This window comes from Ectothiorhodospira mobilis, from assembly GCF_016584115.1.
Lineage (GTDB): Bacteria > Pseudomonadota > Gammaproteobacteria > Ectothiorhodospirales > Ectothiorhodospiraceae > Ectothiorhodospira > Ectothiorhodospira mobilis.
Window position 1 is genome coordinate 1 of record NZ_NRSK01000015.1, and the last position, 13282, is coordinate 13282.

The 13282-nt window shown below is 66.9% G+C and carries 13 protein-coding genes and 1 pseudogene; 8 read left to right on the forward strand and 6 right to left on the reverse strand.

Annotated elements, in window-relative coordinates; translation table 11 throughout:
• Positions 1-140 (forward strand): annotated as a pseudogene (locus tag CKO33_RS13555) (IS481 family transposase); the annotation flags it as partial.
• A 22-nt stretch (positions 141-162) separates the two neighbouring features.
• Here the strand turns inward: CKO33_RS13555 and mnmE are convergent.
• The 5 genes from mnmE to rpmH are packed head-to-tail and all read right to left on the reverse strand — an operon-like array spanning position 163 to position 3956.
• Entirely contained in the window at positions 163-1509 is a 1347-nt protein-coding gene (mnmE, locus tag CKO33_RS07550) for a tRNA uridine-5-carboxymethylaminomethyl(34) synthesis GTPase MnmE (RefSeq protein WP_200181041.1), read from the reverse strand.
• Positions 1510-1525: 16 nt separating this feature from the next.
• A complete protein-coding gene (gene yidC / locus CKO33_RS07555) occupies positions 1526-3220 on the reverse strand; it encodes a membrane protein insertase YidC (protein WP_200181043.1) in 1695 nt (564 codons plus the stop codon).
• Positions 3213-3464: a membrane protein insertion efficiency factor YidD gene (yidD, locus tag CKO33_RS07560; protein ID WP_090484536.1), complete on the reverse strand. Its 252-nt coding sequence runs from the start codon at positions 3462-3464 to the stop codon at positions 3213-3215. Before yidD ends, yidC begins: the two co-directional genes overlap by 8 nt.
• Positions 3440-3817, reverse strand: a complete 378-nt coding sequence (gene rnpA / locus CKO33_RS07565; protein WP_200181044.1) for a ribonuclease P protein component — start codon at positions 3815-3817, stop codon at positions 3440-3442. The genes yidD and rnpA overlap by 25 nt, the downstream gene beginning before the upstream one ends.
• Before the next feature lie 4 nt (positions 3818-3821).
• The gene (gene rpmH / locus CKO33_RS07570) at positions 3822-3956 is read right to left on the reverse strand and encodes a 50S ribosomal protein L34 (RefSeq protein ID WP_082829751.1); all 135 of its coding nucleotides are present in this window, start codon (positions 3954-3956) and stop codon (positions 3822-3824) included.
• A 189-nt stretch (positions 3957-4145) separates the two neighbouring features.
• Between rpmH and dnaA the strand changes: the two genes are divergently transcribed.
• From dnaA to CKO33_RS07590, 4 genes are all read left to right on the forward strand, one after another.
• The gene (gene dnaA, locus CKO33_RS07575; protein ID WP_200181046.1) at positions 4146-5528 is read left to right on the forward strand and encodes a chromosomal replication initiator protein DnaA; all 1383 of its coding nucleotides are present in this window, start codon (positions 4146-4148) and stop codon (positions 5526-5528) included.
• Between the two features lie 240 nt (positions 5529-5768).
• Positions 5769-6869 (forward strand): DNA polymerase III subunit beta, encoded by a 1101-nt coding sequence (gene dnaN, locus CKO33_RS07580; RefSeq protein ID WP_200181048.1) that lies wholly within the window; start codon positions 5769-5771, stop codon positions 6867-6869.
• 33 nt (positions 6870-6902) lie between these two features.
• Positions 6903-7979, forward strand: coding sequence for a DNA replication/repair protein RecF (recF, locus tag CKO33_RS07585; RefSeq protein WP_200181050.1), 1077 nt, complete (start codon positions 6903-6905; stop codon positions 7977-7979).
• Positions 7980-8133: 154 nt separating this feature from the next.
• The gene (locus CKO33_RS07590) at positions 8134-8451 is read left to right on the forward strand and encodes a zinc ribbon domain-containing protein (protein WP_200181052.1); all 318 of its coding nucleotides are present in this window, start codon (positions 8134-8136) and stop codon (positions 8449-8451) included.
• Between the two features lie 85 nt (positions 8452-8536).
• Here the strand turns inward: CKO33_RS07590 and CKO33_RS07595 are convergent, their stop codons facing one another.
• Positions 8537-8698, reverse strand: a complete 162-nt coding sequence (locus CKO33_RS07595; protein ID WP_200181054.1) for a hypothetical protein — start codon at positions 8696-8698, stop codon at positions 8537-8539.
• Positions 8699-9248: 550 nt separating this feature from the next.
• Between CKO33_RS07595 and gyrB the strand changes: the two genes are divergently transcribed.
• The 3 genes from gyrB to CKO33_RS07610 all read left to right on the forward strand — a co-directional run bounded on the left by gyrB (position 9249) and on the right by CKO33_RS07610 (position 13260).
• The gene (gene gyrB / locus CKO33_RS07600) at positions 9249-11672 is read left to right on the forward strand and encodes a DNA topoisomerase (ATP-hydrolyzing) subunit B (RefSeq protein WP_200181056.1); all 2424 of its coding nucleotides are present in this window, start codon (positions 9249-9251) and stop codon (positions 11670-11672) included.
• Positions 11673-11777: 105 nt separating this feature from the next.
• Positions 11778-12350, forward strand: a complete 573-nt coding sequence (locus tag CKO33_RS07605; RefSeq protein WP_200181057.1) for a LemA family protein — start codon at positions 11778-11780, stop codon at positions 12348-12350.
• 10 nt (positions 12351-12360) lie between these two features.
• Positions 12361-13260 carry a GIDE domain-containing protein gene (locus CKO33_RS07610; RefSeq protein WP_200181059.1) on the forward strand — a complete coding sequence of 300 codons (900 nt, stop codon included), beginning with the start codon at positions 12361-12363 and terminating at the stop codon, positions 13258-13260.
• Positions 13261-13282 lie beyond the last annotated feature (22 nt).

Genomic DNA, 13282 nt, shown 5'->3' on the forward strand with positions numbered 1-13282 from the left:
ACCAGCGCCTGTATAACCATCACATCGGCCAAAAGGCGCTGGGACATCGCACCCCGGTGGAAACCCTCAAGGCCTGGCAACAGGACCGCCCCGATCTATTTCGAAAACGCGTATACAATCAGGCGAGACCTGACATCTAGGAACCAGGAGCGAAAGCAGGTCTCACTTGCCGATGCAGAAATCGGAGAAGATGCGGCCCAGCAGGTCCTCGCTGGTGAGGCGGCCGGTGATCTCCCCCAGGGCCTCCTGGGCGAGGCGCAGTTCCTCGGCCAGCAGTTCCGGGGACTTTCCCGCCTGCAGGTGGCCATGGGCGGCCTGCAGGTGGGTCTGCATGCGTTCCAGGGCGTCCAGGTGGCGGCGGCGGGCGGTGAACAGGCCTTCCTCCTGGCCGTGGTAGTGCAGCAGGGCCCGGATTCGGGCCTTGAGGCGGTCCATGCCCTCCCCGGTGAGGGCGGAGAGGGGGATGCGGTCCTCGCCGGTGTCCCCGGGCGGGGCGGGCAGGCGGTCGATCTTGTTGAGCAGGGTGAGCACGGGGATGGCAGGGTCGAGGCGCGCCCGGATGGCCGCCTCCGCCTCGCCCTCCCCCGCCGTGGCGTCCACCACCAGGAGGATGACATCGGCGCGCTCGATCTCCGTCCAGGCGCGGCGCATCCCTTCCTGTTCCACCGGGTCCCTGGAGGTGTGCAGGCCGGCGGTGTCCACCAGGTGCAGGGGCAGGCCGTCCAGGCTCAGGTGCTCCCGCAGGACGTCCCGGGTGGTGCCGGGGATGGCGGTGACGATGGCCGTCTCCCGGTCCGCCAGGCGGTTGAGCAGGCTGGATTTGCCGGCGTTGGGGCGGCCGGCGATGACCAGGTGGGCCCCCTCCTGCAGCAGTCTGCCCTGCCCCGCCCCTTCCAGGAGTTGTCGCAGGTCTTCCTGCAGGGCCTCGAGGCGTGCACCCACGGCGGTATCGGCCAGCAGGTCCAGTTCCTCCTCGGGGAAGTCCAGGGCGGCCTCCACATGGGTACGCAGGGTGGTGAGGGTCTCGGCCAGGGCCTCGGTGCGACGGGACAGGGCCCCTTCCAGGGTGCGCAGGGCGCCGCGGGCGGCGGCGGCGGAACCGGCGTCGATGAGGTCCGCCACGGCTTCGGCCTGGGCCAGGTCCATGCGGTCGTTGAGAAAGGCCCGCTGGGTGAATTCCCCGGGCCGGGCCAGGCGGCAGCCGTGGCCCAGGCAGGCGGTGAGCACCCGGTCCATGACCACCGGGCCGCCATGGCCCTGGAACTCCAGCAGGTCCTCCCCGGTGTAGGAACGGGGTCCGGGGAAGAACAGGGCCAGCCCCTGGTCCACGGGCTGGCCCTCGGGGTCGCGGAAGGTGGCCAGGGTGGCCAGGCGGGGCTCCGGCAGCCGGCCCAGGGCGGACCGGGCGATGCCGGCGGCCCCGGGGCCGGAGATGCGCACGATCCCCACACCGCCCCGCCCCGGCGGGGTGGCGATGGCGGCGATGGTGTCTCCGGCCGGGGCGGTCATGGGCGTGACTTGGGCGTCAGTCCCCCTTGGCCGCCTTCTTGCCGGTGTCGTAGCCCTCGGCCTGCAGCCTGCGGGTGATGTAGTACTGCTGGGCGATGGACAGGAGGTTGTTCACCAGCCAGTAGAGCACCAGACCCGCGGGGAAGAAGGCGAAGAACACGGTGAACACCGGCGGCAGGGCCATCATGATCTTCTGCTGCACCGGGTCCATGGGGGCGGGGTTGAGCTTCTGCTGGGCCAGCATGCTCACCCCCATGAGGATGGGCAGGACGAAGAAGGGATCCCGCACCGACAGGTCCTGGATCCACAGGATCCACGGGGCCTGGCGCAGCTCCACGCTCTCCAGCAGCACCCAGTACAGGGCGATGAACACCGGGATCTGCACCAGGATGGGCAGGCAGCCCCCCAGGGGATTGATCTTCTCCTTCTTGTACAGCTCCATGAGGGCCTGGTTCATGCGCTGCTTGTCATCCCCGAAGCGTTCCTTCAGGGCCATCATCTTGGGCTGCACCGCGCGCATCTTGGCCATGGAGCGGTAGCTGGTGGCCGACAGCTTGTAGAAGGCCAGCTTGATGAGCAGGGTCAGGAAGATAATGGACCAGCCCCAGTTGCCCACCAGGCTGTGGATCAGGTCCAGCATCCAGAACAGCGGCTTGGACAGGAAGGTGAACAGGCCGTAGTCCACCGTCAGTTCCAGGCCCTCGGCGATCCCGGAGAGGGGTTCCTGCAGTTTGGGTCCGATCCAGATGCGGGTATCGAATTCCCCGCTGCCGCCGGGGGCCACGGTCCGGGCCTCGGAGCGCAGTCCGATGATGTAGCGCGGGGCCTCGGGCGTGCCCACCTCCCGGGTGTAGAGCAGGTTCTTCTCCCCGGATTCGGGCACCCAGGTGCTCAGGAAGTAGTGTTCGATGAGGGCGATCCATCCCCCCTGGAGCTCCTTGGACTCCACCTTCTCCGCCAGGCTCTCCAGTTCCTCCTTGCGGTAACCGCCGTCGTAGTAGGCGGCGCCGGTGAAGGTGTAGAGGAACCAGGAGTCCCGCTCGGGGGTGGGTCCGTGGCGCAGCTGGCGGTACTGGCGTCCAGTCCAGGCCGTGTCGCTGGCGTTCTCCACCCGGTGGCTCACGTCCACGAGGAATTCCCCGCGGCGGAAGGTGTAGGTCTTGGTGACGCGGATGCCCTCGTCGTTCTCCCAGGTGAGGGGCACTTCCAGGACATCCTGGCCGTCCTTGAGGCGGAATTCGGTGGCCGGGGCCTCATAGATGGCGTGGTGCGTGGGGGCCCGGTTGCTGTGGTCGATGCCGGAGACGCGGTCATGGATCAGCCCCGACTGGGCCACGTAGGCCCGTTCCTGCGCGTCCAGGATGGTGGTGGGTTTGTCCGGCTGATCCAGGCTGACGGGATAGGTGGGCAGATCCGCCTGGACGATGTCGCCACCGCGGGTATCGATGTACAGGTCCAGGGTATCGGTCACCACATGGATGCGCTGGCCCGCACCGGCCCCATCGGAGGCCTCCCCGGCCGGGGCCTCCCCGGCCTCGGACAGGGCCGCGTCGGGGATGTCATCCCGGTTGGCGGCACCATCCGCGCCGGCGACCTCCTGGGTTCCCTGGGCCACTTGCGGTTGCGGGCCATAATCCACGTTCCAGGTCTGCCAGACCAGGAACAGCAGGAAGACGAAACTGAGATAGAGGACGGGGCGCAGGTTATCCATGGTCTCGGGGGGCTCGCTGGGGGCCTTGGACGGGATCGGGTACGGGATCGTAGCCGCCTTCGCACCAGGGATGGCAGCGGGCAAGACGGCGCAGGGTCAGCCAGGAACCGCGCAGGGCCCCGTGACGCTGGATGGCCTCGATCCCGTAGCAGGAACAGGTGGGCACGAAGCGACAGTGCTGTCCGATGAACGGGCTTAGGGTGTAGCGGTAGGCCTGGATCAGGAGGATGAGGAGCTTTTGCATTGGCGGACCACCCGGTTCCAGAGACGCTCGAGGATCTGGTAGAGATCCTGGTTCGTGTACTCCTCGGCCCCGCGCCGGCACATGATCACCACGTCCACCGGGGGAAGTTGGCTGCGCCGGTGGCGGAAGGATTCCCGCACCAAGCGCTTGATCCGCTGCCTCTGGCTGGCCCGGCGCAGATTACGCTTGGAGATGGCCAGCCCGAGGCGGGCGGTGTCTTCCTGCGTCGCACGGCAGACGGCGGTGAAGGGATGCAGGTTGATGCGCCGCCCCCCCTGGAAGACACCCCGGTATTCAGCGGCCCGGGTGAGCCGTACCGTCCTGGGAAAACGCCGGTCCCCGGAAACGGTCAACCGCTCAGGGGCACAGACGCGCACGGCCCTTGGCGCGGCGCGCGGCCAGGACCTTGCGACCGCCACGGGTGGCCATGCGGGCGCGGAAGCCGTGGGTACGCTTGCGGTGCAGGTTACTGGGCTGAAATGTTCTTTTCATGACGACGGACCCTGTGTCGTGGGGTTGCGCGGGCATCAGGCGCCCGATCAAGGCGCGTAAAAGTACCCGCGATCGCCATGGGTGTCAATCGCGGCGGGTGGAGGTCTGTGGAAAAAGATGTGGATAACCCCGCAGCCCGGCAGTTAGACTTGAGGGTTTCCCCCACCCTTTTCCGCCAGGAGATCCGCCTTGGTCAGCAGCGCCTTGTGGCAACAGTGCGTGGCACGCCTCGAGAGCGAACTCTCGGAACAGCAGCTCAACACCTGGATCCGCCCCCTGCACGCCGTGGAGGAGGAAGGGGTGCTGCGGCTGCTGGCGCCGAACCGTTTTGTGCTGGACTGGGTGAAGGACCATTTCTTCCAGCGCATCGGCCAGGTAGTGACAGAGACCGCGGGGCATGATGCCGTGCGTGTGAGCCTGGAGGTGGGCAGCGGCCGCAAGGCGGCCTCCAGCGCGCGGGCCCCGGAACGTTCCGATGCCGGCGCGACGCGCAGCGCCGAGGCCCCGCGGGAGGCCGCCGATCCCCGGCCGGCGGCCAGTTCCCCGCAGTTCACCAACAATCTCAATCCCAACTTCACCTTCGTCAACTTCGTCGAGGGCAAGTCCAACCAGCTGGCCCGGGCCGCCAGCCTGCAGGTGGCCAGCAATGTGGGCAAGGCCTATAACCCGTTGTTCCTCTATGGCGGCACCGGCCTGGGCAAGACCCACCTGATGCACGCCATCGGCAATGCCATGCTGGACCAGAATCCCGCCGCCAAGGTGGTGTATCTGCATTCCGAGCGCTTCGTGGCGGACATGATCAAGGCCCTGCAGCACAACTCCATCGACGAGTTCAAGCGCTACTACCGTTCGGTGGATGCCCTGCTCATCGACGACATCCAGTTCTTCGCGGGCAAGGAGCGCTCCCAGGAGGAGTTCTTCCACACCTTCAATGCCCTGCTGGAGAGCCAGCAGCAGGTGATCCTCACCTGTGACCGCTACCCCCGGGAGGTGGACGGCCTGGAAGACCGGCTCAAGTCCCGCTTTGGCTGGGGGCTCACCGTGGCCATCGAACCGGCGGAACTGGAGACCCGGGTGGCCATCCTCCACCGCAAGGCGGAGGAATCGGGGGTGGAACTGCCCAATGAGGTGGCCTTCTTCGTGGCCAAGCGCATCCGCTCCAACATCCGCGAACTGGAGGGGGCCCTGCGCCGGGTGATCGCCAACGCCCATTTCACCGGCCGCCCCATCACCCTGGATTTTGCCAAGGAGGCCCTGCACGACCTGCTGGCCCTGCAGGACAAGCTGGTGACCATCGACAACATCCAGAAGACGGTGGCGGAGTACTACAAGATCCGGGTCTCGGATCTGCATTCCACACGCCGCAGCCGCTCCATCACCCGTCCCCGCCAGGTGGCCATGGCCCTGGCCAAGGAGCTCACCAGCCACAGCCTGCCGGAGATCGGCAAGGCCTTCGGCGGCCGGGACCACACCACGGTGATCCATGCCTGCCGCAAGGTGGAGGAATTGCGGGAGTCCGATGCCCGCATCAACGAAGACTTCGTGAATCTGCTGCGTACGCTCACCAGCTGACGTGGGCAAGGTTGGGGATAACCTGTGCCCACCCGGAGGATGGGGATCGGGGGTGCGTACTATCCACAGGCCGCCCACAGCCTTCCGGCCCCCTTCCCGACAGCCCGCGCACAGGGTCTTTGCATCTCAACGCATTGAAGAAAAAGATGAATTCAAGGATATCCACACCACGTGGGTGGCCCTTATTACTATCATTGAAAAGATCAATACTTAATTAAAGACCAAGACGGGGTGAAGCCGATGAGATTCAGCATCCAGAGGGAGACCCTCCTCAAACCGCTGCAGCAAGTGATCGGGGCGGTGGAGAAGCGTCAGACCATGCCCATCCTGGGCAATGTCCTCATCCGGGCCGATGAGGGCGGCCTGAGTCTGGTGGCCACGGACCTGGAGGTGGAATGGCTGGCCCACTGGGAACACCCGGTGGAGGCCCCGGGGCAGACCACGGTCTCGGCGCGCAAGCTCCTGGACATCTGCCGTGCCCTGCCGGACGAAGCCAACATCCAGGTACGCCAGGAGGAGGACCGTCTGCTGGTGCAATCGGGCCGATCCCGCTTCCAGCTGAGCACCCTGCCCGCGGAGGACTTCCCGGAACTGGAAGGGGTGAAGGGCGGGCTGACCCTGGAACTCCCCCAGCGGGATCTCCTGGAGCTGATGGACCGCACCTCCTTTGCCATGGCGATGCAGGATGTGCGCTATTACCTCAACGGCCTGATGCTGGAGATGGAACGGGGTCGGGTGCGCTGCGTGGCCACCGATGGCCACCGCCTCTCCCTGTACGAGGTGGAAGCCGCCGTGGAGACGGAACAACCCCGACAGGTGATCCTGCCCCGCAAGGGGGTGATGGAGCTCAGCCGCCTGCTGGAGCGGGTGGACGATCCGGTACGCCTGGAGGTGGGCAGTAACCATCTGCGCGCCCATTTCTCCGGGGTGCGTTTCACCTCCAAGCTCATCGATGGCCGCTTTCCGGATTACCGGCGCGTGATCCCCCAGGAGGAAGGACAGGTCATGAAGGTGGAGCGGGAGGTCCTGCGCCAGGCCCTGAGCCGTACCGCCATCCTCTCCAACGAGAAGTACCGCGGCGTGCGCATGGAGCTGACCCGGGATCGCCTCATGCTCCAGGCCCACAACCCCGAACAGGAGGAAGCGGAGGAGGAACTGGAGGTGGAATACCAGGGCCCGGACCTGGAGATCGGTTTCAACGTCAGCTATCTCACGGACGTGATGGCCCACCTGGGCGGCGATGAGGTGCGCATGGGCCTGCGGGATGCCGGTTCCTCCGTCCTGGTGAGGGACAGCGATTCCGAGCGGGCCCTCTACGTGGTCATGCCCATCCGGTTGTGATGCTGTGGCGGTTCGCGGTGCCGGTTGCCTGAGATGATCCTGCGCCGCCTGGATCTGCTGCACCTGCGTATCTTCGAGCGGCTCCGCCTGGAGCCCTGCGCGGGGCTGAACGTGATCACCGGCCCCAACGCCTCCGGCAAGACCAGCCTGCTGGAGGGAATCCACCTCCTGGCCACGGGGCGATCCTTTCGCACCGCCCGCATCGGCCCCGTGGTCCGCCGGGGGGCCTCGGGGGTGATGGTGACCGGGCGTCTGGAGGGGAAAAGTGGGGAAACGGTCCATCTGGGCATCCGCAAGGGACAGCGCGGCACCCAGGCCCGTGTCCAGGGTCGCCGGGTGCGGGCCCAGACGGAACTGGCCCGGCTCTTCCCCGTTCAGGCCATCCATCCCGACAGCCATGAACTCCTGGCCGGCCCCCCGGGGGAGCGGCGGGGATTCCTGGACTGGGGCCTGTTCCATTCCGAGGAGGATTACCTGCCCGTGCTGCAGGGTTACCGCCGCGCCCTGCAGCAGCGCAACGAGGCCCTGCGCCTCGGTGCCCCGGACCGGGCCCTTACCGCCTGGGAGCGGGAGATGGACCGTCACGGCCGGCAACTGGACGCCTTCCGCCGTGACTATCTACAGGAGCTGGGGGATACGGTCTCCGATCTGCGCGCCCGCCTCCCCGTGGAAGGGGCATTGGAATGGCAGTATCGGCGCGGCTGGCGGGAGGAGGATTCCCTGGACCAGGTCCTGGCCCGCGGCCGGGACCGGGAACGGGAGATGGGCTATACCCTGTGGGGTCCCCATCGCGCGGAAGTGATCTTCCGCCACGAGGGGGTCTCCCTCTCCCAGGAGGCCTCCCGGGGGCAGCAGAAGACGGCGGTGTTGCTGCTGCGTCTCGCCCAAGTGGCCCTGCACCGCAGACGCACCGCGCGTCCCGTGGTGGTCCTGGTGGACGATCTGGCCTCGGAACTGGACCCGGCCCGCTGCGCCGGTGTCCTGGATCTGCTGCGCCATCTGGGCTGCCAGGTCTTTGTCACCGCCATCCAGGGGGATGCCCTGGAGGTGTCCGGTTGGGAAGAGATCCGGATGTTCCACGTGGAACATGGGCAGCTTCGCGGGCTATGAGACCTCACCCGATTTGAAGGTCTCTGGGCTACGCGATCCGGACCTTGATCTGAGCAGATGTCCTGGAACAACCTCCTGTTCTACCCTGCCCTGGATGCCTGGGCTCTTCCTCTCCCATGGGTATCTGAACCATGCCCCTGCATGAACCAGCACAGTGGACAAGAGGAACCGCCGCGACCAGAAGACCTTCCGCTGTCTCTGGTGCGGCCACGTCATGCACGCCGACCTCAATGCGGCGTGGAACATCGGGGAGCGCCGTGCGCTTCCCATCGGCTCCGTGTTCCAGGGGAAGACGGCGATCCTCGCCGAGCTGGTGCGCCGGTTCGGGGAGCGACGGGTCTACTCGACCCGATCCGGTGGACGGGGCTCCACCGCCGACCCGCGTTCGTCCAATTCCTGCTTCAAAAGCAAGGTCGAACGCGGCTCGGATGTCGCCAAAACTCAGCCGTCACAAGACTTTGTGGCTGCGTGAGCTAAAGCGATAGTGCCCAGACGATGGACCCCATGACCGCCCTTGCCGTGATGGCCTTGGTTCCCTTCCCTTTTGGGGCCTGAATTCAGAAGAGGATGATCCCGATCACCAGCAGGATCGGGCGGGTCACCACATTCAGGAGCAACTGCCAGCCCTGGAGCGCCCAGCGACCGGCAAAGCCGTCTTGCTCAGGGTCAGCCGCGTGAGCCGCCGCCCAAAGCGGAGCCGCCAGGAGGGACTGGATCAAAATTCCCCCGCCCGGGACCGTCGGGGACCAGCAGCAGGTCAGTGTCCTGCCCTGTCTGTTGAAACAGGCCGCCAGGACAGTCAGGGCGCCCGGTGCCATGGAGAGGTTCGCGTTCAATCCGGAGGCACCGCCGGTGAAGAAGCGGTTCTCCTGACCCAGGGCGGAACAAAGCCTTCTGCATTGAGCCGTCGCCCTCGATGATCACGCCCGTACCCGCACCGTTGATCCAGTGGCTACAGATGGGGATGGAACCGGTGGGACCGTTGCCCCGGTGATCCCCCACGTGAGGACATGGTCCTGGCTGTGCCCCTGGCTCCGCCCGTCCCGCCTTTCCGACTTCGCCGCCGTCTGGCCGGGAGGCCTTGAGCACGGGCGGGGAACGGCCGCTTCAACCCCGTATGGTGAAGCGGACAGCCCCCGGGTCGTCTGCAGCCGGGGGATGTTCCACGTGGAACATCCCCCGCTCCGCACTTGCCTGTCCAACCCCCGCGGGGCACCGGCCTGAAGTGATATAATGCGTCCTTTCATGTCAGGTCCAGCAGGTGTGCCCATGACCGATCAGCCCTCCCGGATGTACGATTCCTCCAGCATCAAGGTCCTCAAGGGTCTGGATGCCGTGCGCAAGCGCCCCGGGATGTACATCGGCGATACCGATGACGGCACGGGGCTGCACCATATGGTCTTCGAGGTGGTGGACAACGCCATCGACGAGGCCCTGGCCGGGTACTGCAGCCGCATCCTGGTCACCATCCACAGCGACGGTTCCGTCAGCGTCCGGGACGACGGCCGTGGCATCCCCGTGGATCTCCACGAGGAGGAGGGCCGCTCCGCCGCCGAGGTGATCATGACCGTCCTCCATGCCGGCGGGAAGTTCGACGACAACTCCTACAAGGTGTCCGGCGGGCTCCATGGGGTGGGCGTGTCCGTGGTCAACGCCCTTTCCGAGACCCTGGAGATGACCATCTACCGCAACGGCAAGACCCACCGCCAGGTCTACCACCTGGGGGTGCCGGAGGCGCCGCTGGCGGTGGTGGGGGAGACCGGGCAGAGCGGTACCCTGATCCGCTTCAAGCCCAGCACCGAGATCTTCAGCGACACGGAATTCCACTACGATATCCTCTCCCGTCGTTTGCGGGAGCTCTCCTTCCTCAACTCCGGGGTGCGCATCGAACTCTGTGACGAGCGCGAGGAAGGGCGCCGGGACGTGTTCGAGTACCAGGGGGGCATCCGCGCCTTCGTGGAGCACCTGAACCGCAACAAGAGCCCGCTGCACGGCAATGTCATCTACATGAATGCCGACCGGGACGGCATCGGGGTGGAGATCGCCCTGCAGTGGAACGATGCCTATCAGGAGAACATCTTCTGCTACACCAACAACATCCCGCAGCGGGATGGTGGCACCCACCTGGCCGGGTTCCGCGCCGCCCTCACCCGCACCCTGAACCAGTACATGGAGGCGGAGGGCATCCTCAAGCGCCAGAAGGTGGCCCCCACCGGGGATGACGCCCGCGAGGGGCTCACCGCCGTGCTCTCGGTGAAGGTGCCCGATCCCAAGTTCTCCTCCCAGACCAAGGACAAGCTGGTGTCCTCCGAGGTGAAGGGGGTGGTGGAATCCGTCATGGCCGATGCGGTGCATGACTTCCTGCTGGAGAACCCCAACGAGGCCCGCATCATCACCGGCAAGATCACCGAGGCGGCCCGGGCCCGGGACGCCGCCCGCAAGGCGCGGGAGATGACCCGCCGCAAGGGGGCGCTGGATATCGCCGGTCTGCCGGGCAAACTGGCGGACTGCCAGGAGAAGGACCCTTCCCTCTCCGAGCTGTTCATCGTGGAGGGGGACTCCGCGGGCGGTTCCGCCAAGCAGGGCCGTGACCGGCGCACCCAGGCGGTGCTGCCCCTGAAGGGCAAGATCCTCAACGTGGAAAAGGCCCGTTTCGATAAGATGCTCTCCTCCGCCGAGGTGGGCACGCTCATCACTGCCCTGGGCTGCGGCATCGGCAAGGACGAATTCGACCCGGACAAACTGCGCTATCACCGCATCATCATCATGACCGACGCGGACGTGGACGGCTCCCACATCCGTACCCTGCTGCTCACCTTCTTCTACCGGCAGATGCCGGAGCTGGTGGCCCGGGGGCACATCTACATCGCCCAGCCGCCGCTGTACAAGATCCGTCGTGGCAAGCAGGAGTTCTACGTCAAGGACGAGCCGGAGATGACCAACCTCCTCCTCTCCCATGCCCTGGACGACGCGCGTCTGGTGGTGAGCCCGGATACCCCGCCCGTCAGTGGCCAGGCCCTGGAGGAACTGGCGCGGCGCTACAACGGGGTCATGGCGGCCGTGGAGCGCCTGGGCCGCCGCTACGATCCCGTGCTCCTGGAGCGCATGGTGTTCGCCAGACCCCTCACGGACGCGGCGCGCCAGGACCGTCAGGCCCTGGAGGCCTGGTTCGGGGAGATCATGACCGGACTCGACAGCGACGCCGCCGGCGCCACCCGCTACCGCATGGAGACCGCCGGAGACGAACGCGGCGGCTTCCAGGTGGTGGTGACCCGGCTCATCCACGGCGCCGAGATCCGGGATATCTTTGGCGGTGAATTCTTCGAATCCCCGGAATTCCGCCTCATCCGCAGCCTGGCCGAGCGTCTGGATGGCCTGCTGGATGCCGGCGCCTATATCCAGCGGGGTGAACGCCGCCACGAGGTGTCCAATTTCCAGGACGTGATGGAATGGCTGCTGGCGGAGGCCCGGCGCGGTCTTTCCATCCAGCGCTACAAGGGTCTGGGGGAGATGAATCCGGAACAGCTCTGGGAGACCACCATGAACGCCGAGACCCGCCGCCTGCTGCAGGTGCAGGTGGAGGACGCCGTGCGCGCCGACGAGGTCTTCACCACCCTCATGGGGGACCATGTGGAGCCCCGGCGGGAGTTCATCGAGACCAACGCCCTCACCGCCTCCAATCTGGACATCTGACGGCCAATCCTTGTAGTTCTGTACAGTCCCCGCCGGCGGCGGGGACTCCCCTTCCCCCGCCACCTGGGGCACAATGGCGCTGTACCCCACCCGGAGGCATCCCTGATGGATATCGGCGGTTATGTGATGCTCGGTATGCTCGTGCTCATCGCCCTCTACGCCGTGCTCATCTACAACAATCTGGTGCAGCTCAAGCACGCCGTTTCCAAGGCCTGGTCCAACATCGAGGTGCTGCTCAAGCAGCGTCACGATGAACTGCCCAAGCTGGTGGAGGTCTGCCGCCAGTACATGGCCTATGAGAAGGAGACCCTGGAGCGGGTCATGCGCGCCCGGGGCAGCGTCGCCCGGGCACAGCAGCAAGGGGACCTGGCCTCCCTGGGGCGTGCCGAGGACGGACTGCGCGCCGGTCTGGGGCAGCTCTTCGCCGTGGCCGAGGCCTACCCCGAACTGAAGGCGGACGGCCGCTTCCAGCACCTGGAGGCGCGCATCAGCGGCCTGGAGAACGCCATCGCCGACCGGCGCGAGTTCTACAACGACTGCGTCAACCGCAATAACGTGCGCATCGAGCAGTTTCCGGACCTGGTGGTGGCCCACCTGCTGCGCTTCGGCCCCTTCCAGCTCCTGGACTTCCCCGCACACCAGACCCGGGACCCGGATATCCGCGCCCTGTTCGGCTAGGTCGCGCGGCGTGTCCGGGGAGCTCCTGGCACTGGTGGCGTTTCTGGTGGCGCTGACCGCCGTTTCCCTGGCCGCCTTTGTCACCGGGGCCCGGCGGCTGCGCCTCATCGCCGATACCCCCACGGCCCGTGTACGCTCCGCGGCCCAGGGGCCGGTGGAACTCACGGGACAGGCCGCCCTGCTCCCCGGCCCGCCCATCATCGCCCCCCTCTCCGGCACCCCCTGCGTCTGGTATGAGTACCGCGTGGAGCGTCGTCACCAGGGGAACAACGGCAACACCCGCTGGCGCACCGTCCACTCCGGATGCAGCGGCGATCTCTTCGCCCTGGACGACGACACCGGCCGCTGCGTGGTGGATCCGGAAGGGGCGCGGATCCACACCCCCCACCGGGAACGCTGGTACGGTCACCGACCCAATCCCCGGGCCATCCCCCTTCCCGCCGGGCTGCTGGAGGGGGGACGCTACCGTTATCTGGAGCGGCGCATCCATGCCGGCGATCCCCTCTATGCCCTGGGCCATTTCCACAGCCAGGGGGGCGCCGATCCCGGACCTGTGAAGGACGAGGTGGCCGCCCTGCTGCGGGAGTGGAAACGGGATCCCCAACGCATGGCGGCCATCGACACGGACGGCGACGGGCAGGTGGACCTGGCGGAATGGGACCGGGCCCGGGAGATGGCCCAACGCCAGGCCCTGGAGGCCCGGGCCCAGCGCGCCCGGGAGCCGCAGGTGCATCTGCTCGGGCGTGGCACGCGGCGGGGACTGCCCTACCTGCTCTCGGTGTATCCGGAATCCCGCCTGCTGCGCGGTCTGCGCTGGCGTGCCCGCCTGGGGGCGGTGGGCTTTCTCACCGGCATCGGCGGCCTGGCCTGGCTGCTGCTGGGCGGGGCCCGGGACCTCGGGCTGATATGACCCGAAGCCGGATGCCGGGCCG